The sequence below is a fragment of the Reella acinonychis genome (assembly GCF_052828705.1).
Window position 1 is genome coordinate 1,738,560 of sequence record NZ_CM128256.1, and the last position, 26,524, is coordinate 1,765,083.

The following is a 26,524-nucleotide window of genomic DNA, read 5'->3' on the forward strand; positions in this document are numbered from 1 at the left end:
CTGCTATAGCGTTGCGAACCCATTGCTGATAATCGGAAAAATGCATTTTTATTCCCTTAGTTGATTTGCTAATATGAGCGCTACTTTAACTCAAAGAAGGAAATAAAATGCATATTACGGTCTATTGCGGTGCAAATTTAGGTAATAATCCGATTCATCAACAGAAAACCAAGGCATTGGGTACATGGATTGCAGAGCAAAATCATACGTTGGTTTATGGCGGAGGAAAAGCGGGATTAATGGGATTGTTGGCAGATTCTGTGTTGGAACATGGTGGTAAAGTGATTGGGATTATACCTACATTCTTACAAGAACGTGAATTAGCACACAATGGTCTCAACGAGTTAGTTATTGTTAATTCAATGTCAGAGCGTAAACTCAAAATGATTGAATTAGGTGACGCTTATATTGCTTTAGCTGGTGGTCTTGGAACCTTAGAGGAAATCAGTGAAGTGATATCTTGGGCTAGAATTGGACAAAATAATAATCCTTGTATTTTATTTGATAGCGATGGTTATTATCAGCCGTTAAAACACTTTTTAAATCATATGGTTGCTCAAGGCTTTTTAAGTCAATCGGATCAAAATAACACGCTATTTTCAGATAATCTTCAGGAAATTGAACAATTTATCGCAGAATATACGCCACCACCAATTCGGCAATATGAAATTTAAATACTGAATAACAAAACGCTGAATGATATCTCATTCAGCGTTTTTATTGCTAACTAAAAACCACCTTCTCTGAAGGTGGTTATCGGCTAAAAAGGCTTTGCCTGAAAAAATCGACTCATAGAAAATCCTTGTGGAAGTTATCCCCATAACCAACATAAGGAAAAAACAATGAGTCGATTTAAGAAATCATCGCATGTGATTTGGCATTGTCAATATCATTTAGTTTGGACACCGAAATGTCGCTTTCGGATTTTGAAAGATAAAGTAGGTCGAGAAGTGTATATACAGCTGAGAATCCTTTGTGAGCAGCTGAAAATAGAGATAGTTGAACTGAATGTTCAGCAAGATCATGTTCATCTTTTAGTAAAGATCCCCCCGAAATTATCGGTATCAGATGTGATGGGTCACCTAAAAGGTCGAACAGCGATAAGATTGTTCAATAAGTTTCCGTATTTAAGAAAACATAAATTATGGGGCAATCATTTTTGGGCGAGAGGTTACTGCGTAGACACCGTAGGTGTCAATGCAGAAATGATACGTAGATATGTGAAATATCAAGAGAAACATGAATTGGAAGATAAGCAGTTAAAGCTATCTTCAATGTAAAATTCGGATTCTCAGAATCGGAATTTAGAAACGCCCCTATGGGGCGTCATTCAAAGCCACCTTCTATGAAGGTGGATTTTTACTTTAGTCTTTGACTTATTCGTCAAATTTACCTTTATTTTCTAAGCCAGTGACAACTTTGACACTAAGCCAGATGGCGAACATAACACCCACTATCCAAATTGCATAAAACATCATTCGTCTCCTTAGTATAATGAGTTTTTGTTTTCTTCAATGAAGCTTTCATCAATACGACCAAACATTTTCATGTATGACCAAATTGTGTATGACAATGAGATAACGGTAAACACTAACGCAAAAATTAACATTAATTGAAGTGTTAATTGGCTAGATGTTGAATCCCACATTAACAAACTCATTTCTGGATAAGTAATTGATGGCATTACAAACGGGAACATCGCTACGCCGCAGGTTACAATGATACCTACCATTGTTAATGATGAGAATAAGAATGCAAAACCTGAACGATCTGCTTTTGAAGCCGCCATATTTAACAATGCAGACACAACCGCTAACGCAGGGAACACGTATAATACTGGCATTTCATTGTAATTTTTGAACCATGCACCAGATTCAATCGCCACCGTTTTACCTAATGGTGAAGAGACTGCATTGTGATCAATAACACTTGTTACAACGAAACCATCTTTGAAGAACAACCATACGCCCGCTAATACAAAAGTGACTAATGTCGCTAATGCACCAACTTGGCTAACAGATCTTGCTCGTTTACGTAAATCTGCTGTGGTCTTCATTTGTAACCATGCTGCACCCTGTGTTGTTAACATAGATAAACTAATTAAACCACAAAGTAATGCAAATGGATTTAATAATTCAAAGAATGAACCAGTATATTTCACTTGCATAATATCGTTAAATTCAAATGGTACACCCTGTAATAAGTTACCAAATGCTACACCAAACACAAGTGAAGGAACAAAACCACCAACAAATAAACCAATATCCCATGCTTTACGCCATGTTGGGCTTTCAATTTTAGCGCGATACTCTAAACCGACAGGACGGAAGAATAAGGCAGCTAAAACCAAAATCATTGCGATGTAAAAACCTGAGAAAGATACTGCATATACCATTGGCCATGCAGCAAACATAGCACCACCTGCGGTTAATAACCATACTTGGTTACCATCCCAGTGAGGTGCGATGGTGTTAAGCATAATACGTTTTTCAACTTCTTTTTTACCTGTAAATGGTAATAAAGTTAAAACACCCATATCGAAACCATCTGTAACCGAAAAACCGATTAACAAGACAATAACAAGCACCCACCAAATAAAGCGTAGAATTTCATAATCAATCATCTTCCAACTCCTACTTATTTAGTTGATTGCTCAAAATAGTAACGACCTGTTTTTAATGAGCTTGGTCCTAAGCGACCATATTTGAACATTAAATACATTTCAGCCACTAAGAATACGGTGTAAAGCGCACAGATTAGGATAATAGAGAACCAAAGATCACCAGTGCCTAAATCTGAAGCTGCAACACCAACAGGTAACACATCTGTGATTGCCCATGGTTGACGACCATATTCCGCTAAGAACCAACCTGACTCAATCGCAATCCATGGTAATGGTAAACTCCATAATAACGCTTTAAGTAATAATGGCGTTTTATGTGCTTTATCACGTAGTGCTAATAAGAATGCGCCAAGGATTAATAAACCAATCACACCAGCTAAGCCTGCCATGATACGGAAAGACCAGAACAATGGTGCAACATTAGGAATACTGTCTTGTGCAGCAGATTTAATTTGAGATTCAGTTGCATCTACAACTTTATCTGTATAGCGTTTTAATAATAAGCCATAGCCTAAATCTTGACGGACTTCTAAGAATTTCGCTTTAGTTTGCTCATCAAGTTGACCCGCTTTTTTCTGCGCTCGTAATTCTTCTAGTAAACCATAAGCAAGCATACCATTACGAACACGATTTTCATTACGTGCTTCTAATTCAATCAAACCTGGATATTGACCATCAAATGAACGAGTGGCAATAAGACCGCCCATCATTGGAATTGAAATTTCCATATCATTTTTACGTTCAGCTTGATTTGGCATTGCTAATAAATTCCAAGATGCTGGTGCAGGTTGAGTATGCCATTCTGCTTCCATCGCAGCAAATTTAACCGGCTGAGTTTTTACGATATCATAAGCTGATTCGTCACCTAAAATTACTACACCACCCGTTGCAACGATACCAAATGCGGATGCAATAGCGAAAGAACGTTTTGCAAAACCAATATCACGTCCTTTTAAAATATAGAACGCGCTAATTGCTAATACAAACATTGAAGCTGCAACATAACCAGATGATAAGGTATGTAAGAATTTTGCTTGAGCCGTTGGGTTTAACCATAAATCAAGGAAACTTGTCATTTCCATTCGCATGGTTTCAAAATTAAATTCTGAACCTGCAGGGTATTGCATCCAACCGTTAGCAACTAAAATCCACATTGCTGATAGGTTTGAACCAATCGCGACACAGTAAGTTGCAAGTAGATGTTTTGCTTTTGATAAACGATCCCAACCGAATAAGAATAAACCAACGAAGGTTGATTCTAAGAAGAAAGCTAATAATGCTTCGATTGCTAATGGTGCACCGAAGATATCGCCTACATAGTGAGAATAATATGACCAGTTAGTACCAAATTGGAATTCCATTGTGATACCAGTTGTTACCCCAAGAGCAAAGTTAATAGCAAATAACTTACCCCAGAATTTTGTCATATCTTTATACACTTGTTTGCCTGTCATCACATAGACCGTTTCCATGATAGCAACAAGGAAAGAAAGACCTAATGTTAATGGTACAAACAAGAAGTGATATAACGCAGTTAATGCAAACTGCAAACGAGAGAGTTCAACAACGTCTAACATCTCGCAACTCCTTGTAAATTTTCTACAAGATTACATCCGATTACTTCCAATAAGTAATCACCCCAAATTTCACTTTTGACATTACATCATAAGTAATCTTTTGCACAAATTATTTTCACAACATTCACTACTTTGTAGAAAACATTATCAAAATAACCCAAGATCGGTAGCATTCTACTACTTTTTATAAGGATAAAAAACAGAAAAAATGCTACATCGATCACATTTTCGAATTTAAATCAAAAATAAATCAAAATTACCATATCCATGATATTTGATCTGTCGCAAATTATAGATTTTATTAACATTTTTGCAACTAAAACATCATTTTGGTAATAAATATAAAGCTAGATAAAAGTCGTAAAAAAGCTAGACTTATATATAAAATTCTGATATGTTCGCCAAGCAATATTTTATAAAAAAGAAAATATGCTTTTAAAAATTAAAAGCTTAAAAGGAAAACTAATTATGCCGGCTAAAATAACTATAAAATTAACCGCACTTTTTACATTTATTTTTATGAGTTTCTCTGCTTTTTCAGTGGAGAAAAATGATCAACAAGCTATTCCTGTTCAGTGTCAACAATTATTCAAAGAAACGGATAAATTGCTTGTTGAAGCACAGCGCCAACCTGGCACACATACACAACTAAGCAAAATTCAAAATAAATTAAACCAAAGTAAAAAACAAATTTTACAAATGGAAGTGGCAACACAAATTAAGAGTTGTGACCAAGGTTTAGCAAAATTAAGTCATCTTGATAAAAACAAAGACTAATTTTTATCATATTCTTTATAGCCTAGCTTTATCGCTAGGCTTTTTCATTATAAGCAAAATCCAACTTCCCAAAAATGCGAATATCATTGATAATAACAGTAGTTATTCTATTCTCGCATCCTTGTTATGAAATTACATTTATCTGACACATCTCCACTTTTTGCTTTAATTGAATACCATGTTGAACAACATTCTCCGCATTTTTCGGCGGATTTTATTCAGATATATTGTTCAGATAATAATCGGATTGAACAATTGAGCTATGCCATTGGTATGTCTGATTTTGTGAAAAAAGTCTTCCAAAAACAACCGCACTTTTTTGCAGAATGTTTACAAAAACCACTTCAACTCCCTTCGCAATCCTTTTATACACAACAATTACAGCAAGTTTTTGATGAAATTGAAAGTGAAGAACAATTTTACAAAGCACTACGCCAATACCGTCATCAAGAAATGGCAAGGCTGAGTATCTGCCAAAGTTTAAATTTGGCTAGCGTAGAACAAATTTTTGTCCGATTATCACAGCTAGCTGAGAGCTTGATTATTTTTGCTCGCAATTGGCTCTATGAAAAAGCGTGTCAGGAAATGGGCACACCATTAGATGAGCGAGGAAAACCACAACAACTTTATATTTTAGGCATGGGGAAATTAGGTGGATTTGAGCTTAATTTTTCATCGGATATTGACTTGATTTTTACCTATCCTTCCAACGGAGAAACAGTTGGCGCAAGACGCTCTGTTGATCATCAAAAATTCTTTACTCGTCTAGGACAACGATTAATCAATGCATTAGATCAACTTACTGAAGATGGTTTTGTATATCGAACGGATATGCGTTTGCGACCATTCGGTGACAGCTGTGCATTAGCGCTAAGTTTTAATGCCATGGAAAGCTATTACCAAGAACAAGGGCGTGATTGGGAAAGATATGCCATGATCAAAGGGCGAATACTTGGGCTAGATCCAGAAGATCAACATGCTAAGCATTTACAACAATTACTGCGACCTTTTGTATATCGACGCTATATTGATTTCAGCGTTATTCAGTCTTTAAGAGAAATGAAAGGCAAAATTTCACGAGAGATTCGCCGCCGAGGTTTAGCAAATAATATAAAACTCGGTCCTGGAGGAATTCGCGAAATTGAATTTATTGTGCAAGTATTTCAACTGATGCGTGGAGGGAGAGAAATCACGTTACAACAACAGCAATTGTTAAAATTACTGCCAGAGTTAAGCTGCCTTTCCTTAATTAGCACTGAACAGAGCGAGCAGTTACGCCAAGCTTATCTCTTTTTAAGACGAGTAGAAAACAGTTTACAAGCTATCGATGATAAACAAACGCAAGAACTCCCTGCTAATCCAATAGACCAACAGAGATTAATTGCCGCTTGTGCTGAATTTACACAATTAAACGCACAGCAACAAGTGATAAACATTAACTATCCTATTAAAGATTGGGAAAGTTTTTCTAGCCAATTACAGTACCATCAAAACAATGTTCAACACATTTTTAATCAATTAATCGGTGATGAGAACGACAAAGATCCAATAGAAGAAAATGTTTGGCAAGATTTTCTGGACATTGATCAGGAAGAATTAACTGAATTGCTAAGAGAGAATCAAATTGATGAACAACACTTTGAGGTTATTTCAGATAAATTAAATTCATTCCGTTATGAATTACAACATAAATCAATTGGTCCAAGGGGAAGAGAAGCATTAAATAAACTTCTCCCACAATTATTTAGCCAAATTTTCGCTCATGCCGATTATTTGACGCTATTGCCAAGAATGCTCAATATCGTAGAGAAAATTCTCACTCGTACCACTTATTTAGAACTATTACTTGAAAACCCACAAGTTTTAACCCAATTAGTTGCTCTTTGCTCAAAATCAGACATGATTGCAGAGCAAGTTGCCAAGCACCCAATTTTATTGGATGAGCTATTGGATCAGAAAAATCTCTATAATCCGATTTCTTTTGAGCAATATCCCTCTGAACTACATCAATACTTACTTCGTCTACCTCAAGATGATGAAGAACAATTCATTAACGGATTACGTCAATTTAAACAAGCAACCTTATTGCATATTGCTGCTGCAGACATTTTGGGCGTACTCCCCGTAATGAAAGTGAGTGATCACTTAACGTATTTAGCTGAAGCCATCATTAATTCTGTCGTTGAATTAGCATGGCAACAGGTTACTGCTCGTTTTGGTGTACCACCTCATTTAGAACCAAATGAAAAAGGATTCTTAATTATCGGGTACGGCAAATTAGGTGGAATTGAACTCGGCTATAAGTCTGATTTAGATTTAGTCTTTCTCTATGATGGCGTACAAGGGCAGACCACAGGTGGAAAGAAAAGTGTCGATAATTTTCAATTCTACCTTCGTTTAGCACAGAAAATTGTTAGTATTTTTAGTATGAATACTAGCGCAGGCGTGCTTTATGATGTAGATCTTCGTTTACGCCCCGCTGGTGAGGCTGGTTTAATTTGTAACTCAATTTCAGCTTTTGAACAATATCAAGCAAATGAAGCTTGGACATGGGAACATCAAGCATTAGTACGCTCTCGCGTTATATATGGCGATCAACAATTGCAAAATCATTTTAACCATATTCGCCAATCTATTCTTGCTCGCCCCAAAAATATTGCGCAATTAAAAATAGATGTCATTGAAATGCGTAATAAAATGTATCAATCCCAACAATCTTCTGACCCACATAAATTTAATATAAAAAAGGATATGGGGGGTATCATTGATATCGAATTTATAGCACAATACTTGGTCTTAGCTTATTCGCCTAATAATCCTGACTTAGCTTATTGGTCTGATAATGTACGCATATTTGAAGTGATGGCAACCAATAATGTGATTTCACTTGAACAAGCCGAACAGCTTAAAGGTTGTTATACTGATTTAAGAAATCATATTCATCATTTGAATTTAATTGGCTTAAATTCCGAAGTCAATGCGGATGAATTCATAAAAGTGCGGTCAATAATTCAGAAGATTTGGTCGGATATATTTAACAAATAAAAGAAAAATAACATGACAACATCAATTAATATTGAAATAGCTTACGCTTATCCAGATAAATACTTTCTAAAGAAACTTATTGTAGAGCAGCAAACCACTGTGCAAGCGGCAATTTTACAATCGGGCATATTACAACAATATGCTGAGATTGATCTTCGTAAGAATAAAATTGGTATTTTTAGCCGCCCAGTAAAATTAACGGACATTGTTTCAGATGGCGATCGCATAGAAATATATCGCCCGTTACTTGCAGATCCTAAAGAGATTCGTCGCCAACGCGCAGAACAACAAGCCAAAGAAGCAGAAAATAAGAAATCCAAATAGAAAAGCTAGAAAAGATATGCCGCCATCACAATCGCATTCTCGCGTTTACCTTCTTTTGTCGGATAATAATTCTTACGAATATCTACTTGGTTGAACTGGCAGCTATCATATAAAGCAATTGCTTTCTGGTTACTTTCTCTTACTTCAAGCCAAAGCGTTGCAATGCCTCTCTGCTTGAGCTGCTCAATGAGAGCCAAAAGCAGCTTAGCGCCAAACTTTCTGCCCTGATACTTAGGATCAATTGCAATATTGAATAAAGTTGCTTCATCTAACACCACTTGGCAAATAGCGAAACCAACAATTTTCTCATCCAATAATACTTTTAAATTATGATAACGTTCGCCTTGATTATTTTTTAATGTCCCTATCGACCAAGGCACTTCATGAGCAGCCTGTTCTATTGCAAAAATCTGTTCAAAATCAGATTCTTCTAAAGGTATGATTTGTAATGACTCTGACATAAATTATTTATAAACGCTTTTTAGGTAATTGATCATTTAGGGTATTTTCTTCTTTTTCTTGAAAATCAAATACAGGTAATCCCCATTCAAAATAAATAGCGAGCAAGCGAATGATAAATCCACTCAATAAAGTAACAATAATAACAATATCATCAGGCACAGCAAATTCTTTCAAACAAATGTAGATACAAGTCGCTAATAAAGCCACACTAGCATACAGTTCTTTTTGAAACACGAGAGGAATACGGTTACAAAGTAAATCACGTAGCACTCCGCCAAATGCACCTGTAATAATCGCAGCAATAATCGCAATAGTATAACCATGCCCCATTTCTAAAGCGACTTCTGCACCAATAATTGAAAAGACAATCAGCCCTAAGGCATCCAAAACTAAAAAGATGGTACGAAAATAGCGCATAAAATGGCGAATAAGAGGAGCTATAAATACTGTTAATACAGCTGCGGTCGCAACAATTAAAAAATATTCTGGATGCTTAACCCATCCCAAAGGATAATGCCCCAATAGGACATCTCTAACCGTCCCCCCACCAATAGCTGTCATTGAAGCTATAATGATGACACCAAAAATATCCATTTTTTCACGACCAGCTGCTAAAGCACCTGTTATTGCCTCTGCAGTGATTCCTATAATATAAAGGGTTAGAAGTAACATAATAAATTCACAAATAAAATATCCACTTAATTCTAGCGAAACAGCTTATAACAAGCAATGAAACACAGTAAAAACGTTAAAATTTCCCACCGCACTTTTTTCTGTTTTTTGTTTCTGCTTTTTCAACATACAAAAAATCCCAGCCATCTCTGACTGGGATTCTCTTTCTCTCTTATTCAAAACCTGGCGGTGTCCTACTCTCACATGGGGAAGCCCCACACTACCATCGGCGTTACAGCGTTTCACTTCTAAGTTCGGCATGGATTAGGTGGGTCCACTGCACTATCGCCGCCAAGATTATTCCTTCGATGTCTTTATCTATCTATTTATCGTTCTTTTCTATCATTCTTTATCAAAAACCAAAAACAAGCCTCAAACTTTCAATCTCTTCTCTCTCGTCTAAGTCCAACCCAAAAACAATTCAGGTTGTATAGTTAAGCCTCTCGGGCAATTAGTATGGGTTAGCTCAACGTCTCGCAACGCTTACACATCCCACCTATCTACGTCGTAGTCTACAACAACCCTTACCAACTTAAAGTCGGGGATGACTCATCTTGAGGCAAGTTTCGTGCTTAGATGCTTTCAGCACTTATCTCTTCCGCATTTAGCTACCCAGCAATGCCTCTGGCGAGACAACTGGAACACCAGTGATGCGTCCACTCCGGTCCTCTCGTACTAGGAGCAGCCCCTCTCAATCATCCAACGCCCACGGCAGATAGGGACCGAACTGTCTCACGACGTTCTAAACCCAGCTCGCGTACCACTTTAAATGGCGAACAGCCATACCCTTGGGACCTACTTCAGCCCCAGGATGTGATGAGCCGACATCGAGGTGCCAAACACCGCCGTCGATATGAACTCTTGGGCGGTATCAGCCTGTTATCCCCGGAGTACCTTTTATCCGTTGAGCGATGGCCCTTCCATTCAGAACCACCGGATCACTATGACCTGCTTTCGCACCTGCTCGACTTGTCTGTCTCGCAGTTAAGCTTGCTTATACCATTGCACTAACCTGACGATGTCCGACCGTCATTAGCAAACCTTCGTGCTCCTCCGTTACTCTTTGGGAGGAGACCGCCCCAGTCAAACTACCCACCAGACACTGTCCGAGAACGCGTTCCACGTCCTTCGTTAGAACATCAAACGTTAAAGGGTGGTATTTCAAGGACGCCTCCACAATCACTGGCGTGACTGCTTCTTAGGCTCCCACCTATCCTACACATCAAAATTCAATGTTCAGTGTCAAGCTATAGTAAAGGTTCACGGGGTCTTTCCGTCTAGCCGCGGGTACACCGCATCTTCACGGCGATTTCAATTTCACTGAGTCTCGGGTGGAGACAGCCTGGCCATCATTATGCCATTCGTGCAGGTCGGAACTTACCCGACAAGGAATTTCGCTACCTTAGGACCGTTATAGTTACGGCCGCCGTTTACTGGGGCTTCGATCAGGAGCTTCTCTTTCGATAACACCATCAATTAACCTTCCAGCACCGGGCAGGCATCACACCCTATACGTCCACTTTCGTGTTTGCAGAGTGCTGTGTTTTTAATAAACAGTTGCAGCCAGCTGGTATCTTCGACCGGTTCACCCTTCGTCCGCAAGGGACTACAAGCTACGCCGGCGCACCTTCTCCCGAAGTTACGGTGCTATTTTGCCTAGTTCCTTCACCCGAGTTCTCTCAAGCGCCTGAGTATTCTCTACCTGACCACCTGTGTCGGTTTTCAGTACGGTTTAGATAAACCTGAAGCTTAGTGGCTTTTCCTGGAAGCGTGGTATCAGTTACTTCAGTGCCGTAGCACCTCGTCATCAGTTCTCGGTGTTAAGAGAGTCCGGATTTGCCTAAACTCTCCACCTACCGCCTTAAACAGACATCCAACAGTCTGCTAACCTAACCTTCTCCGTCCCCACATCGCAGTTTATCCAAGTACGGGAATATTAACCCGTTTCCCATCGACTACGCTTTTCAGCCTCGCCTTAGGGGCCGACTCACCCTGCCCCGATTAACGTTGGACAGGAACCCTTGGTCTTCCGGCGAACGAGTTTTTCACTCGTTTTGTCGTTACTTATGTCAGCATTCGCACTTGTGATACGTCCAGCAAACCTCTCGATTCACCTTCTTCCGCTTACACAACGCTCCCCTACCCAACAATGTTTCCATTGATGCCGCAGCTTCGGTGACTAATTTAGCCCCGTTACATCTTCCGCGCAGGCCGACTCGACTAGTGAGCTATTACGCTTTCTTTAAATGATGGCTGCTTCTAAGCCAACATCCTAGCTGTCTAAGCCTTCCCACTTCGTTTCCCACTTAACTAGTACTTTGGGACCTTAGCTGGCGGTCTGGGTTGTTTCCCTCTCCACGATGAACGTTAGCACCCACCGTGTGTCTCCTATGCATTACTCTTCGGTATTCGCAGTTTGCATCGGGTTGGTAATCCGGGATGGACCCCTAGCCGAAACAGTGCTCTACCCCCGAAGGTATTCACATAAGGCTCTACCTAAATAGATTTCGGGGAGAACCAGCTATCTCCCGGTTTGATTGGCCTTTCACCCCCAGCCACAAGTCATCCGCTAATTTTTCAACATTAGTCGGTTCGGTCCTCCAATTAGTGTTACCCAATCTTCAACCTGCCCATGGCTAGATCACCGGGTTTCGGGTCTATACCTTGCAACTAATCGCCCAGTTAAGACTCGGTTTCCCTTCGGCTCCCTTATTCAGTTAACCTCGCTACAAAATATAAGTCGCTGACCCATTATACAAAAGGTACGCAGTCACCCATAAGGGCTCCCACTGCTTGTACGTACAAGGTTTCAGGTTCTATTTCACTCCCCTCACCGGGGTTCTTTTCGCCTTTCCTTCACAGTACTGGTTCACTATCGGTCAATCAGGAGTATTTAGCCTTGGAGGATGGTCCCCCCATCTTCAAACAGGATATCACGTGTCCCGCCCTACTTATCGTAAGCTTAGTACTTCAACCATGACTTCGAGTACGGGATTATCACCCTCTGTGATTGTGCTTCCCAGCACATTCCTCTGTCATCGCTGATATCACTTACTGGCTCTTCCACTTTCGCTCGCCGCTACTCACAGAATCTCGGTTGATTTCTTTTCCTCGGGGTACTTAGATGTTTCAGTTCTCCCGGTTTGCCTCATTAACCTATGGATTCAGTTAATGATAGTAGATTCTTCATCTACTGGGTTTCCCCATTCGGATATCTCGGATTAAACGCCTCTTATCGACTCATCCAAGCTTTTCGCAGATTAGCACGTCCTTCTTCGCCTCTGATTGCCAAGGCATCCACCTTGTACGCTTAGTCACTTAACTATACAACCTCAATTATTCTTGAGACGTCTCATCACTAAACACTTAGCTGCCTTTCTCAGCTAAGATTTTTTCTCTACTCAGACTTTCTTTCGAAAATCTCTCAGTTTTTCAGCTTGTTTCCTGGTTTTTAAAGAACAATTTTCAAGATATTCATCTTTCGATAAAACATCATGACAAAATAAACTGCTTATAATTTACTTTGTCATGATGTTGGTGGAGATAAGCGGGATCGAACCGCTGACCTCCTGCGTGCAAGGCAGGCGCTCTCCCAGCTGAGCTATATCCCCATATCATGACTTCCTTTTAGCTTTCACTCTCTCGAGTGGTGGGTCTGAGTGGACTTGAACCACCGACCTCACCCTTATCAGGGGTGCGCTCTAACCACCTGAGCTACAGACCCAAAAGGAGTTGGTTTCTTCTATTTCATATCAAACAATCTGTGTGAGCACTTATCAAGCTTGTCTTTGTGTAAGGAGGTGATCCAACCGCAGGTTCCCCTACGGTTACCTTGTTACGACTTCACCCCAGTCATGAATCATACCGTGGTAAACGCCCCCCAAAAGGTTAAGCTATCTACTTCTGGTACAACCCACTCCCATGGTGTGACGGGCGGTGTGTACAAGGCCCGGGAACGTATTCACCGCAACATTCTGATTTGCGATTACTAGCGATTCCGACTTCATGGAGTCGAGTTGCAGACTCCAATCCGGACTACGATGCACTTTCTGAGATTCGCTCCAGGTCGCCCTTTCGCCGCCCTCTGTATGCACCATTGTAGCACGTGTGTAGCCCTACTCGTAAGGGCCATGATGACTTGACGTCATCCCCACCTTCCTCCAGTTTATCACTGGCAGTCTCCTTTGAGTTCCCGACCGAATCGCTGGCAACAAAGGATAAGGGTTGCGCTCGTTGCGGGACTTAACCCAACATTTCACAACACGAGCTGACGACAGCCATGCAGCACCTGTCTCAGAGCTCCCGAAGGCACACTCGCATCTCTGCAAGCTTCTCTGGATGTCAAGAGTAGGTAAGGTTCTTCGCGTTGCATCGAATTAAACCACATGCTCCACCGCTTGTGCGGGCCCCCGTCAATTCATTTGAGTTTTAACCTTGCGGCCGTACTCCCCAGGCGGTCGATTTATCACGTTAGCTTCGGGCACCAAACTTAAAGTCCAATCCCCAAATCGACAGCGTTTACAGCGTGGACTACCAGGGTATCTAATCCTGTTTGCTCCCCACGCTTTCGCACATGAGCGTCAGTACATTCCCAAGGGGCTGCCTTCGCCTTCGGTATTCCTCCACATCTCTACGCATTTCACCGCTACACGTGGAATTCTACCCCTCCCTAAAGTACTCTAGCGACCCAGTCTGAAATGCAATTCCTAGGTTAAGCCCAGGGATTTCACATCTCACTTAAATCACCGCCTGCGTGCCCTTTACGCCCAGTTATTCCGATTAACGCTCGCACCCTCCGTATTACCGCGGCTGCTGGCACGGAGTTAGCCGGTGCTTCTTCTGTAGTTAACGTCAATCAAGCTTGCTATTAACAAACTCGCCTTCCTCGCTACCGAAAGAACTTTACAACCCGAAGGCCTTCTTCATTCACGCGGCATGGCTGCGTCAGGGTTCCCCCCATTGCGCAATATTCCCCACTGCTGCCTCCCGTAGGAGTCTGGGCCGTGTCTCAGTCCCAGTGTGGCTGGTCATCCTCTCAGACCAGCTAGAGATCGCGGGCTTGGTAAGCCGTTACCTTACCAACTACCTAATCCCACTTGGGCTCATCTTATGGCAACTGGACCGAAGTTCCCAGTCTTTAATCCTTAGACATTACGCGGTATTAGCTACAGTTTCCCGTAGTTATCCCCCTCCATAAGCCAGATTCCCAAGCATTACTCACCCGTCCGCCACTCGTCAGCAAGAAAGCAAGCTTTCTCCTGTTACCGTCCGACTTGCATGTGTTAAGCCTGCCGCCAGCGTTCAATCTGAGCCATGATCAAACTCTTCAATTTAAAAAGTTTAATCGCTCAATAAACTGCTTAGCTTAGTTTACATTCGTTTCAACATAATTTTTATCACATCGAAACTATAATGAATTTCTAGTTTAAGCACTTATTCAGTCTTTATTTAATTTCTTCTAAACAAATCTTCAACAAGTGCCCACACAGATTGTCTGATATCTTTTTAAAGAGCAAAAAAGAACGACGCAGGTTGCTTTTTACAAAATTGACAACGGCGTCGTTGTGGAGGTGCATTATAGAGATTTAACAAATCTTTGCAAGTCTTTTTTCGTATTTTTTTATACTTTTTTGTTAAGCGATGATTTTTTAAGCTTAACGATGAAAACCACAACAAACTGCGGTTAAATTTTTAACTGTTTTTAATTCATTGTCATATGTAAGGTAGCCGCAACATTTCTTGCAGTAATTTCTAAGTTTTGTTCAGCCTCTGCAAAAGCTTCTTCTAGGTTACAAGTACGGTTTAAAATACTGAATACCGCGTCTATTCCATGTTCATAAACCACATGAATATCTTGACCTAAACTACCTGCAATACAAATCACTGGAATATTAAATTTTTTAGCGACTGCTGCAACACCAACAGGAACTTTACCATTAATACTTTGATGATCAATGCGCCCCTCGCCTGTAATCACTAAATTAGCGCCTTCCATCTTTTGTTCTAACTGAAGTAATGTCGTGATAATTTTAATGCCACTTTTTAATTCTGCACCTAAAAATCCAGCAAAAGCTGCGCCAAGTCCACCAGCGGCTCCCGCACCAGACAGGTGTTTTACTTCAACTTGGAGATCTTGCCAGATAATATCACCATAATGATTTAATGCCTTATCTAGCTGTTTGACCATTTCTGGGGTCGCACCTTTTTGAGGACCAAAAATCGCAGATGCCCCCTTTTCTCCTACCAATGGATTTGTTACATCACAGGCAATTTCAAAGCAACATTCTTTTAGGCGAGGATCCATATTGGATATATCAATATGAGCTAAACGGATCAATTCTGCCCCGCCATATCCAATAGCTTTATGTTCTTTATCAAGCAGTTTTGCTCCCAGAGCTTGTAACATGCCTGCCCCGCCATCATTTGTGGCGCTACCACCTAATCCAATAATGAAATGGCGAACACCTAGATCTAATGCAGCTAAAATTAATTCACCCACACCATAAGTTGTTGTAAACAACGGATTACGTTTATCCATTGGTACTTGTTCAAGTCCACAAGCGGCAGCGACTTCAATAAATGCCACGCTTTGATCTTCGGAAACTCCAAAGAAACCTTTTAACTGACAACCTAAAGCATCGGTCACATTTAATTCAATTTTACGTCCATTTGTCACTTCGACCATAGTATCAACAGTGCCTTCCCCGCCATCCGCAACGGGCACTTTAATATAGGTTGCTGTTGGAAATATTTGTTTAAAACCCTTTTCAATGGTTTCCGCTACTTGTAAAGCAGAAAGGCTTTCTTTATATGAATCTGGCGCTATGACAATTTTCATTATCGACTCCTAAAACTTGTAAAAATTACACCGCACTTTTATTAAAAATTAACCGAAGATGACAATTGTCGATATACTTTTAATGCATAAGCATCCGACATACCCGCCATATAATCACAGATAATTCGCTTTTTGCCATTTTCATCAGCATTACGCCAACGATTTGCTGTATTACGAGGCAATAAACGTTCAGGATCACTCTCAAAAATTTGGAACATTTCAGTTAAAATGCGTTGTCCTCGGTATTCAATGCGCTGCGTTTCCACATCTCTGATCACAAATTCAAACACAAATTCTTTAAAAATATTCAGTACTTGCTCCACTTCTTGTGGCAATTCAGCATTGTAACGTAGCAAAGGCTCATCAAATTCGGCTGTCAGTTTCCAGCGGACATTGGTAATAAAATAGTTAACTAATGCACCAATGGCATTTTTGCGTTCATAATGATAATCGGAAAACAATTTTTCGGTTAGATCATCAATATGTTGTCGAACCCAATCAGAACAACATTGTTTTAGCTTTTGTAATGCATTCTGCCATAAATTGCGATCTACCATGCCAACCACAATGGCATCTTCCAAATCATGCACGCCATAAGCAATGTCATCCGCCAATTCCATAATGCTGCAATCTAAGGATTTAAAGCACGTTTTCAAAAACTCTTGCGGATTTGACCGCACTTTTTGCAATTTCATAAACAAGCTTTTATCTTCTGCTGTGAGTGGCTCTAATAACCAATCAAACATCGCTAGATCATCGCGAAAAACCCCTTTGCCCGGTCGCCAATCGATTTTTCGTAAAGTATGTTGCTCATGAAATGAGGGTAAATCCAATTGCGCATATTGCGGTGAAGTTTCATCTAAAATGGCAGGATATTTCACTATACCGAGAAGTGTGCGACGCGTTAAATTCATTCCCGCATTTTGCGTATAGGGCTCTAACTTGGTCAACAAGCGGAACGTTTGTGCATTGCCTTCAAAACCACCGCTATCTCGCATCATGGAATTTAATGCAGTTTCGCCACCATGACCAAAAGGAGGATGCCCAATATCATGGGCAAAACAAAGACTTTCTATCAAATCATTGGTAGGTAGCAATGGTTTCAGCTCTTTTTGTAGTTCCGCTTTATCAATGTTTAATTGTTCCGCCAATTTAGTATAAGAATCCACAAATTTCAGCTGAGATGTGAGGCTGCTACCAATTTGCGCCACTTCCAAAGAATGCGTTAAACGGGTACGAAAAAAATCATTCTCACCAACCGCATGAATTTGCGTTTTAGCTTGTAAGCAACGGAATGACGCGCTATGCAAAATGCGAGCACGATCGCGTCTGAATGGCGGACGATGATCTTTTTCTCTCGGTTTATTACTGACAAATCGTTCTAACCAAGCCGATTTCAGATTATTTCTTAACATTTATGCCACCATATAAATTAATTTAAACACAAGTGGCGCAAGAATGGAGCTAATAATGCCACATAGTACTAATGCAATTGAGCTATAAGAACCCGCTTTTGGATCTTTTTCAATAACAATAACAGTACCTAAGGCATGTGACATGGAACCTATCGCCAAACCAATTCCCTCTGAACTTTTTAAACCTAATTTTTTTAATATCACATAGCCCAAAATTGCACCTTGCAATCCTGCTAAAATCACGCCTACCGCAGCAATGGCAGGAATACCGCCCAAATTATCACTAACAGCCATCGCAATAGGGGTTGTCACTGATTTAGAAATGACCGAAGCCACAATTTCCTTATTCGCCCCTAACCATATTGCTAATCCAGCACCTGTTGCCATAGAAAAAATAGAAGCTAATGTGGTAATTAATAAAATACTTTTCCAAAAAGCCATAATTTGTTTTAACTGCTGATACAAAGGTAACGCTAATGCAACTAAGCTCAGATTAAGTAAATTATTTAAAGGCGCATTACCTGCCATATAAGTATCATAAGTCACATCAAAGCTCACTAATATAGCCACTAACATTAACACGCTCAGTACCAATGTGTTAAATACCACTGATTTCAATTTTTTATTAATTTTCAATGCGATAGAAAAGCAAACCAGCGTTAATAAAGTAAAAAGATAAATCATTTTCCTTCCTTAATTCGACGTTGTAATACTTTATGGCGAAGTCGAGAAAATGAACGACGTAAAAATAAATAATCCGCCAACACACCAAACACAACCAGCGTCAAAAGCGAACTCACCACATTAGGAATCACAAAGGCTTTCGCCTGTGAAATTAACAAATCAAAATATTTCATAATACCAACACTGGCTGGTACAAAAAGCAATGCCATATAGCTCAACAGCAAATTTGCGCCAGAATAAATCCATTCCAATTTAATGGTTTGTGTCGTTAAGCCGAAAAATAGCAATAATAATCCGAAAATGCTCCCTGGAATCCCCACCGGAACTAAATAGGCAATACCCTCTCCGATATAGAGCAGCACATATAAAATGGCAAAACTTCTTAATAAATCAATAACTTTCTTTTTCATAACCTTATCATCCAAATATTATTCCTGATTATTTTACGCTTATTTTTTCATTTTTACGCTTTTTTTCAGTAAAATATACTCAATGTTTTGATATAAATACAAAATATGCACAAAATTACGACTTTTTTAACCGCACTTTTTCTTCTTTTTTGTTCTTGCCAAGCTTTTTCTCAAGTTCGTTGGATGAATTGTTATGTCGTCGGTGTGAGCGATGGCGATACCATTACTTGCTTATTGGAAAATCGTAAGCAGCTAAAAGTTCGCCTCCAAGAAATTGATGCACCTGAAAAAAAACAAGCGTTTGGTCGTCGTGCACGCCAAACCTTAGCCGCGTTAGTCCATAAAAAACAGATACAGCTTGCCATCTCAGGTTATGATCGCTATCAACGCGTTTTAGCCACGCTTTACACAAACAATAAAGAAAACATTAATTTACGCATGGTGCAACTTGGAATGGCTTGGGCATTTGAAAAATATATGCGAGATCCACAATATCTTCAGGCACAACATCAAGCGCAACAACAGCGAATTGGTCTTTGGCAAGATCCTCAGCCTATTCCTCCTCATGTATTTCGCAAACAAAAAGCGCGAGGCAATCACTAATGTTTAACAATCATATGTTCCGTTCTGCATTTCCTTATTTTAAACAACCTAATGCCACCATTTATTTAGACAGTGCAGCAACGGCACTTAAACCAGAATGTTTAATTGAAGCCACAACAGCATTTTACCAATCCGCTGGCTCTGTTCATCGCAGCCAATATGATGCTGAGCAAACAGCTTGTTATGAGCAAGCCAGAAAGCAAGTGCAACAATTAATCAACTCAGAAACAGAACGCGCAGTGATTTGGACATCGGGCACGACGCAAGCAATTAATATGGTGGCAAATGGATTGATTCCAGCTTTTGAACCGAACGATGAAATAATCATTAGCCAAGCGGATCATCATGCCAATTTTGTGACTTGGCAGCAAGTGGCGCAAAAGTGCGGTGCAAAATTACATATTTTACCATTACAAGATAACTGGCTTATTGATACCAATATTTTGTTAGAGAAACTCAATGCACAGACAAAGCTTGTCGCGATCAATGTGATGTCAAATGTAACAGGCACACAGCAGCCCATAGAAGATCTTATTCGCTTAATACGCGCTAAAAGCAATGCCTTGATTTTATTGGATGCCGCTCAAGCGATTAGCCATATCAAATTAGATTTGCAACAATTAGACGCAGATTTCATTGCCTTTTCAGCGCATAAACTTTATGGACCAACAGGTTTAGGCGTATTAAGTGGCAAACTCTCTTCCCTAGAATTACTGCAACCCTTACAATATGGCGGAAAAATGGTGTCCTATGTATCCGCCGAAAAAAGCGACTATTCGGAATTGCCCTATCGATTAGAAGCTGGCACGCCAAATATTGCTGCAGTGATTGGTTTTAATCAAGTTTTACATTGGTTAACACAATGGGATTTATCCTCCACCGAGCAATATTGTCTCTCTCTCGCAGAGCAAGCAAAAGCGCGGTTAAAAAATTATGAGAATTGCCAATTATTCTGCGCACCACATCCAAGCAGTATCATTAGTTTTACCTTTAAAGGCATTGCTAATTCAGATTTAGCCACCTTGCTCGCAGAACAACATATCGCTTTACGCTCAGGTGCGCATTGTGCCATGCCCTATTTACAACGTTTAGGCGTCCACAGTACCTTACGTTTAAGCTTGGCGCCTTATAATAATCAGCAAGATATAGATGCATTTTTTAGTGCTTTAGACAAAGCACTTTCATTACTAACGGAATAAACATGAGCATTCAACAACAAATTAAACTGGCAAAAAGTTGGGAAGAACGCTACCGCTTGCTTATTCAAGCAGGAAAAAACTTGCCCCAACCTTCTGAGCGGGAATTGCAAAAATGGACAAATATTGATGGCTGTGAAGCAAAATTATGGCTAAAAATGTCACTAAATATTGACCGCACTTTGCAGCTACAAGCTTATAGCGAAGCACGTATTATGAATGGTTTATTATGGTTGCTGATACAAGAGTATAACCATCAGCCTATTGAATCCCTACTCACATTAGATATTACCGCATTTTTCAATGAGTTAGGCATTGCACAACGACTCAGCGAAACCCGATTAAATGGGCTTAAACAAATTGAAAACCACATAAAAAAACTCGCTTAAGCGAGTTTTTTATTAGGTCTGCAATCCTAATACAAGATCACAAGAACTTAGATCATTCAAGCACAGATAAACCTTGTAATGTTGAAAAACTTTGTGATTTCACCGTTTCATAAAAATCATTAATGAACGCACTTTCCACATCAAATTCTCGATAGGCTGCGTATAAATTGCTATATAAACCCTTTGGCGTAATTTTTCTTGCCACAATATAACCGCGATCCAAATAAGGTTTCGCCGCCCAAAAAGGTAATGCCGCAATGCCTCTTTTACTGGCAACAAGCTGAATAATAGCGATGGTTAATTCACTGGTGCGACGCGCTGGATTAATGCCTTCAGGTTTTAGCACTTTACGTAATAAATCGAGCATATCATCGGGAACGGGATAAGTAATCAAGGTTTGATCCTCAAAATCCTTGGCCAGCCAAATTTCTTTTTGCGCGAGAGGATGATCTTTTGCGCATAAACCAACCATTTCATAGGAGAATAAAGGCTGATAGATAATTCCTTCCGTCTCCTCCGCTTCAGAAACCACTGCCCAATCAGCTCGATGTGTGAGCAATAAACCGACGGGATCCGTATGGAAACCAGATACAATATCTAATTCTACTAAAGGCCAATGCGTACGGAAACTATCCATCGCAGGCATTAGCCAATCAAAGCAAGTATGGCATTCTACTGCAATCCGCAATTCCCCCGCTTCTCCTTGCTTCACGCGAGAAAGATCTCGCTCCGCTTCTGCTACCTTCGGCATAATATCATTGGCTAATTTAATCAAGCGCTCGCCTGCTGCAGTAAAACGTAAAGGTGATGTTTTACGCTCAAACAAAGGCAATCCATATTGTTCTTCCAATAATTTAATCTGGTGAGAAAGGGCGGATTGGGTCAAATAAACACGCTTAGCAGCAAGAGAAACAGAGCCTGTTTCCTTCAGTGCTAATAAAGTTTTCAAATGACGAAGTTCAAGAAAAGTGGGTTTCATGAGAATAATTCATTAAAACAATCAATATAATGAATCGTATTTTACAAAAAAATAACCGCAACTTTAATAAAAAATTAAAGTGCGGTTAAATTTAGTCGAGTTTCTTATTCAACAACAAGTTTTTTGCCATCAAAGCTCATGGTTTTCACTTCAGTTAGCGCTTTACCGCCATCTGTTTCACCACCAACCATTAACACTTTGTTGTTGTATGGTAATGCAACACCATAGGCAATGTTAATTGGGTATTCACCAACAATTTTCCATGTACCCATTTTTTCATTTAATGCATAAACTGCATTATGGAATGTTTTCTTCAAGCCGCCAGTACGGTGTGCATCGTTGATACCTTTCGCGTAGTTTGCACGTGCACCTGGGAAGTTTGCACCACCAGTTACGATGTAGTTACCATTTGTGTAGCCACCCATACCACCAGCTAAACCATCTTGTTGCGCAAAACCTTTTGGTGCAGGTAATTTACCTAATTGTTTCCATGTAATGCCATTTTTGCCAATAGTACCAATTTCTGTTGTATCAGTACGAAGACCTGCTTTGATTTCACCATTCACAACCAGTAATTTATCGCCTTTCACTGCAATTGCAGCACCCGCACGACCTGAATATGGGAAATGACCTTCATTACGCCATGTATTAGTTGCTGGCTCATAGCTTAAGACATCCGCGTTAAATAAGAAGTCTTGATGACGTAAATTAAAGTAAGCATCGAAAATTGGTTTTTCCGCAGCTTTTTTCTCATCACCTTCTTTTGTACCCACTGCTGCTTTTGCATCTTGGAATAAACCATTCCAGATTTCATGGTTTACACCACCGATGAAATAAATTTTGCCATCTTTAGCCACCGCACTTGCACCAACTGAGGCTGAACGAGGTGAGCGAGTTTGTAATTTTGTCCATGTTTTATCTGCTGGGTTGTAAACATGTACATCATTAATGATTTGGTTTGCAGCTACATCTGTATTTTGCATACCACCAAACACATACAATTTACCATCAACTACTGCAGAAACAGGTTGATTACGTGCACCACCTGGGAATGCAGGTAACTCTTTCCATTGACCATCTTTTTCTTTTAAGTTCAATGCGAAGAATTTATCGCCACCAGAACCTAAACCAACATAAACTGTATCGCCCATTAATGCGCCAGTACCGCTTTTGATTCCAACTGGAAGATCTGGGTATTGTGCCGCATTTGCATTAAACGCCATTAAACCAAATACTGATACAGCTAATAAAGATTTTGTAAATTTCATAAGATAGCTCCTTCATTAAGAGATTGTATGAGTGGGAATTTACTTATTCATAAATAAATTCCCTGTTATAAAAACGTTGCTTTTTTTCACCGCACTTTAAGGCATTAATAAGTTCGGTATAAATGTAATAATTTGTGGGAAGATTGTAATTAATACCAAGGTTAAGAAAATTGGTACTAAGAACGGTAATATTCCTTTGGTTACGGTGGATACAGACATATTACCTACACGAGCCACCACAAATAACGCCATTCCCATTGGTGGAGTTAAAATACCAATCATCATATTTAATGTGGTCATCACACCAAAGAACACAAGGTCAATACCAAAATGCACCGCAATTGGAATTAACATTGGTAAAACTAAGAATTGCAATGCCAGCGCATCAATAAACATCCCTAAGAATAAGAGAAGTAAATTGATCATTACTAACACCATGATTTGACTATCAGCGAATGCCATGAACGCATCAGCAATGCGGATTGCTACCTGTTCACGCGCAATCATATCGCCAAAGAATGTAACGGTCATCACCATTAATGCTGTTACACCCGTAATAGAAATGGCTTCAACACAACTTCTGAATAATGCCGCTAATGTTAATTCTTTATAGACGAATTTACCTACAATAACAGAATAGGTTGCCGCAAATACCGCAGCTTCAGTTGGTGTAAATAAACCTGAGAAAATACCGGTGATAATTAAAACTGGCGTTAAGATTGCCCAAATACTTTCTTTGAATGATTTGCATAACTGCTCACGCGTAGCTTTTGGTGTCTTAGGATAGCCACGTTTTTTCGATACGAAGTAGTTCATCGCCATTAATGCTGCGGTAACAATTACACCCGGCACAAAACCAGCAACGAAAAGTTTTGCAATACTTTCGTTAGCAATAACACCGTAGATAATCATTGCGATACTTGGTGGCACTAAAGGGCCAATAATGCAAGAAGCTGCTGTAATCCCACCACAAATATCATCGTCATAGCCGGCATCACGCATTGCTTTGATCTCTAACTGACCTAAACCACCCGCATCAGCAAGTGCAGAACCTGACATACCAGAGAAAATCAAACTTGCACCGATATTTACATGTCCCATACCACCGGTATAGTGACCTAATAAATTTTTAGCGAAATCAAAGATCTTCGTCGTAATCCCCCCAGTATTCATCAAGATACCAGTTAAAATAAAGAATGGTACACTTAACAATGGGAAGCTATTTAAACTATCCACTAATTTACTTGCTGCAGAGTTTACGATATTCCAGCGCGTCATTGAGAAATACACAATGGTTGTAATAAACAATGACCAACCTACTGGCGTACCAAGGAACATGATAATGAGCCACACACCGAGGGATACATATACTGCTGAACTACCAAACTTCACATAATTAGAAATGCGTAAGACTTTAAACCAATCAGGTTGTAAAAATAAAATGGCAAGAATAATCACCGCACTTATAACAAAGAATAACGCAGGGAGATAACTGGTTTTATTTTTGTAGCATTCCACTTGTACTTCTAAAAAGCGATAGAACATCAAAATGGAAATGAAAGGTAACCCTGCGTAAAGCCATTTTTCCGAGATATCTAATGACACAATTTTGAAATTAGCGTCTAGCCAAGTTTTTAATCCTAAATGGAGAAAAAGAATAATAGAAACAAAAATTAAAATCTGTATAAATGAATTTACTGCTCTTTTTATCGGTGGGGACATTCTATTGGTAATAAAATCAATATAAACGTGCTGTTGACTGCGCACCGCCATACTGATCCCCAGTAATCCCGCATACACAAATAATAAACGAGCTAATTCCTCACTCCAGATGATCGGTGATTGAAACACCTGACGAGCAATAATTTGAGCAAGTAAAATTAAAAAAATGATCAGTAGTAAAGAACCACCAATCCATTCTTCTAACTTATTGAAGAACTTCATAGCGCCTCCAAAATATCAGGCTTCTTCATTAAGGTGATTAGATATATTCTAGGGCATCTTTCAATGCCCTAGAAATTAGATTAAATGATTATTGAGCTAATTTAGACAATGATTCCATTGCTTTCTTACCAGCTTCGCCAGTACGCTGTAAATAATCATCATAATATGGTTTTAACGCTTCTTTGAATGGTTTCAAATCAGGTTGAGTAACGTTCATACCTTTTTCTTTAAAGAAGGTAATTAAATTTTCTTCACCTTCTTTAAATAATTTTGTGTGGTATTCCGCTGTTGCCATCGCCGCATCTTTAACCACTTTTTGTAAGTCTTCTGGTAACTCATTTAACGTTTCATTACTAACTAAGTAAAGTTGGTCATTAAGGATGTGGTTGGTTAAAGCTAAGTTTTTCTGTACTTCGTAGAATTTTTGCGCTTGGATAGTTGGTAATGGGTTTTCTTGACCATCTACAGAGTTAGTTTGTAATGCAAGATAAACTTCAGAGAACGCCATTGGAGTTGGAGCTGCACCAATATATTTAGCAAATGCTAAGTTAGTTGCTGCATTTGGAACACGAAGTTTTAAGCCTTTCATATCCTCAATGCTATTAATTGGACGGTTAGACGTTGTTTGACGTGTACCATTGTAAGCAACACCTAACATTTTTACGCCAAGCTCTTTATCTATTTTAGCTAATAAATCTTTACCAAATTCAGTTTCTAATAATGCTTTTTTAGAGAACTCGAAGTTAGGCACCATATAAGGTAAAGCAAAAATTTCTGCTTCAGGATAGAAAATTTGGAAACGAGCACTTTCACCTAATGTGAAATCTAACGCACCATCTTTCAATTGTTTTAACATTGCACGGTCATCACCTAATTGTGCAGCAGGGAAAATTGCAACTTCAATTTTGCCAGCAGATTTATCTTTAACTTCTTTTGCAAAGAATTCCACTGCTTTATATTCATTTGAACTTGTGCCTGCTACCAAACCAAATTTAAGGTCATAGTCAGCTGCGAATACAGAAGATGATGCACAAGCTACAAGTGCTGCAAGAGCTAATTTTTTAAAACTCATAGAAAATTCTCCTATTAAATAGTAGATGATTAGAAATGAAACTTTAGATAACAAATAAATTTATTACCCGTATAACTAAACTACGCACACATTCTAAAACAATAAAACTATTTTCTTAAGGTAAATTTGTTATTTTTGGAGTATTTTTATCAGATTTGTGACCTTCATCACAATTCTGACATTTTTTTATGAAAAAAAACTCCATTTTTAATACCATTCTTATTGTAATTTCTATATAATGAGCCA

At 39.4% G+C, this 26,524-nt stretch carries 20 protein-coding genes, 2 tRNA genes and 3 rRNA genes; 8 read left to right on the top strand and 17 right to left on the bottom strand.

Going from position 1 to position 26,524, the window contains the following annotated elements:
* The first annotated feature begins 107 nt into the window (after positions 1–107).
* Positions 108–674: an LOG family protein gene (locus ACUXZ4_RS08500; RefSeq protein ID WP_464972777.1), complete on the top strand. Its 567-nt coding sequence runs from the start codon at positions 108–110 to the stop codon at positions 672–674.
* 168 nt (positions 675–842) lie between these two features.
* On the top strand, positions 843–1,280 hold the full coding sequence (tnpA, locus tag ACUXZ4_RS08505) for an IS200/IS605 family transposase (RefSeq protein WP_464972197.1): 438 nt from the start codon (positions 843–845) through the stop codon (positions 1,278–1,280).
* A gap of 206 nt (positions 1,281–1,486) precedes the next feature.
* On the opposite strand, the gene cydB is transcribed toward tnpA, so the two are convergent.
* A complete protein-coding gene (gene cydB, locus ACUXZ4_RS08510) occupies positions 1,487–2,623 on the bottom strand; it encodes a cytochrome d ubiquinol oxidase subunit II (protein WP_464972778.1) in 1,137 nt (378 codons plus the stop codon).
* Positions 2,624–2,637: 14 nt separating this feature from the next.
* The gene (locus tag ACUXZ4_RS08515; protein ID WP_464972779.1) at positions 2,638–4,200 is read right to left on the bottom strand and encodes a cytochrome ubiquinol oxidase subunit I; all 1,563 of its coding nucleotides are present in this window, start codon (positions 4,198–4,200) and stop codon (positions 2,638–2,640) included.
* Positions 4,201–4,668: 468 nt separating this feature from the next.
* Here ACUXZ4_RS08515 and ACUXZ4_RS08520 point away from each other — a divergent pair, with 468 nt between their 5' ends.
* The 3 genes from ACUXZ4_RS08520 (at position 4,669) to ACUXZ4_RS08530 (ending at position 8,346) form a co-directional block, all read left to right on the top strand.
* Positions 4,669–4,977: a DUF5339 domain-containing protein gene (locus ACUXZ4_RS08520; protein WP_464972780.1), complete on the top strand. Its 309-nt coding sequence runs from the start codon at positions 4,669–4,671 to the stop codon at positions 4,975–4,977.
* Positions 4,978–5,103: 126 nt separating this feature from the next.
* Positions 5,104–8,022: a bifunctional [glutamate--ammonia ligase]-adenylyl-L-tyrosine phosphorylase/[glutamate--ammonia-ligase] adenylyltransferase gene (gene glnE / locus ACUXZ4_RS08525; RefSeq protein ID WP_464972781.1), complete on the top strand. Its 2,919-nt coding sequence runs from the start codon at positions 5,104–5,106 to the stop codon at positions 8,020–8,022.
* A 12-nt stretch (positions 8,023–8,034) separates the two neighbouring features.
* Positions 8,035–8,346, top strand: coding sequence for an RnfH family protein (locus ACUXZ4_RS08530; protein ID WP_464972782.1), 312 nt, complete (start codon positions 8,035–8,037; stop codon positions 8,344–8,346).
* A gap of 5 nt (positions 8,347–8,351) precedes the next feature.
* Here ACUXZ4_RS08530 and rimI read toward each other — a convergent pair whose 3' ends face one another.
* From rimI to ACUXZ4_RS08585, 11 genes are all read right to left on the bottom strand, one after another.
* Positions 8,352–8,807 carry a ribosomal protein S18-alanine N-acetyltransferase gene (rimI, locus tag ACUXZ4_RS08535; protein ID WP_464972783.1) on the bottom strand — a complete coding sequence of 152 codons (456 nt, stop codon included), beginning with the start codon at positions 8,805–8,807 and terminating at the stop codon, positions 8,352–8,354.
* A gap of 7 nt (positions 8,808–8,814) precedes the next feature.
* Complete coding sequence (locus ACUXZ4_RS08540; RefSeq protein WP_464972784.1) at positions 8,815–9,480, bottom strand: trimeric intracellular cation channel family protein; 666 nt, start codon at positions 9,478–9,480, stop codon at positions 8,815–8,817.
* 181 nt (positions 9,481–9,661) lie between these two features.
* A 5S ribosomal RNA gene (gene rrf, locus ACUXZ4_RS08545) occupies positions 9,662–9,776 on the bottom strand.
* A gap of 134 nt (positions 9,777–9,910) precedes the next feature.
* Positions 9,911–12,804 (bottom strand): 23S ribosomal RNA (locus ACUXZ4_RS08550).
* A gap of 211 nt (positions 12,805–13,015) precedes the next feature.
* Positions 13,016–13,091 (bottom strand) — tRNA-Ala (locus tag ACUXZ4_RS08555).
* A 36-nt stretch (positions 13,092–13,127) separates the two neighbouring features.
* Positions 13,128–13,204: transfer RNA gene (locus ACUXZ4_RS08560), tRNA-Ile, on the bottom strand.
* Between the two features lie 69 nt (positions 13,205–13,273).
* Positions 13,274–14,813: ribosomal RNA gene (locus ACUXZ4_RS08565) — 16S ribosomal RNA — on the bottom strand.
* The 16S, 23S and 5S rRNA genes sit together here with 2 tRNA genes alongside, the layout of an rRNA operon.
* Positions 14,814–15,181: 368 nt before the next feature.
* Positions 15,182–16,318, bottom strand: coding sequence for a glycerate kinase (locus ACUXZ4_RS08570; protein ID WP_464972785.1), 1,137 nt, complete (start codon positions 16,316–16,318; stop codon positions 15,182–15,184).
* Between the two features lie 41 nt (positions 16,319–16,359).
* The gene (locus tag ACUXZ4_RS08575; protein ID WP_464972786.1) at positions 16,360–17,733 is read right to left on the bottom strand and encodes an anti-phage deoxyguanosine triphosphatase; all 1,374 of its coding nucleotides are present in this window, start codon (positions 17,731–17,733) and stop codon (positions 16,360–16,362) included.
* Positions 17,734–18,417: a CidB/LrgB family autolysis modulator gene (locus tag ACUXZ4_RS08580; RefSeq protein WP_464972787.1), complete on the bottom strand. Its 684-nt coding sequence runs from the start codon at positions 18,415–18,417 to the stop codon at positions 17,734–17,736.
* Positions 18,414–18,827: a CidA/LrgA family protein gene (locus ACUXZ4_RS08585; RefSeq protein WP_464972788.1), complete on the bottom strand. Its 414-nt coding sequence runs from the start codon at positions 18,825–18,827 to the stop codon at positions 18,414–18,416. Before ACUXZ4_RS08585 ends, ACUXZ4_RS08580 begins: the two co-directional genes overlap by 4 nt.
* 105 nt (positions 18,828–18,932) lie before the next feature.
* On the opposite strand from ACUXZ4_RS08585, the gene ACUXZ4_RS08590 reads away from it, so the two are divergent.
* From ACUXZ4_RS08590 to ACUXZ4_RS08600, 3 genes are read left to right on the top strand one after another with little or no spacing between them, the layout of a single operon-like run.
* The gene (locus ACUXZ4_RS08590) at positions 18,933–19,430 is read left to right on the top strand and encodes a thermonuclease family protein (protein ID WP_464972789.1); all 498 of its coding nucleotides are present in this window, start codon (positions 18,933–18,935) and stop codon (positions 19,428–19,430) included.
* Complete coding sequence (locus ACUXZ4_RS08595) at positions 19,430–20,629, top strand: aminotransferase class V-fold PLP-dependent enzyme (protein WP_464972790.1); 1,200 nt, start codon at positions 19,430–19,432, stop codon at positions 20,627–20,629. Before ACUXZ4_RS08590 ends, ACUXZ4_RS08595 begins: the two co-directional genes overlap by 1 nt.
* A 2-nt stretch (positions 20,630–20,631) precedes the next feature.
* Positions 20,632–21,015 (top strand): SufE family protein, encoded by a 384-nt coding sequence (locus tag ACUXZ4_RS08600; protein WP_464972791.1) that lies wholly within the window; start codon positions 20,632–20,634, stop codon positions 21,013–21,015.
* Between the two features lie 52 nt (positions 21,016–21,067).
* On the opposite strand, the gene ACUXZ4_RS08605 is transcribed toward ACUXZ4_RS08600, so the two are convergent.
* The 4 genes from ACUXZ4_RS08605 to ACUXZ4_RS08620 all read right to left on the bottom strand — a co-directional run bounded on the left by ACUXZ4_RS08605 (position 21,068) and on the right by ACUXZ4_RS08620 (position 26,278).
* Positions 21,068–21,994 (bottom strand): LysR family transcriptional regulator, encoded by a 927-nt coding sequence (locus ACUXZ4_RS08605; RefSeq protein ID WP_464972792.1) that lies wholly within the window; start codon positions 21,992–21,994, stop codon positions 21,068–21,070.
* A 104-nt stretch (positions 21,995–22,098) separates the two neighbouring features.
* Positions 22,099–23,262 (bottom strand): N-acetylneuraminate epimerase, encoded by a 1,164-nt coding sequence (locus tag ACUXZ4_RS08610; protein WP_464972793.1) that lies wholly within the window; start codon positions 23,260–23,262, stop codon positions 22,099–22,101.
* Between the two features lie 96 nt (positions 23,263–23,358).
* On the bottom strand, positions 23,359–25,206 hold the full coding sequence (locus tag ACUXZ4_RS08615) for a TRAP transporter large permease subunit (protein WP_464972794.1): 1,848 nt from the start codon (positions 25,204–25,206) through the stop codon (positions 23,359–23,361).
* Between the two features lie 88 nt (positions 25,207–25,294).
* Positions 25,295–26,278, bottom strand: a complete 984-nt coding sequence (locus ACUXZ4_RS08620) for a sialic acid TRAP transporter substrate-binding protein SiaP (RefSeq protein ID WP_464972795.1) — start codon at positions 26,276–26,278, stop codon at positions 25,295–25,297.
* Positions 26,279–26,524: the final 246 nt, after the last annotated feature.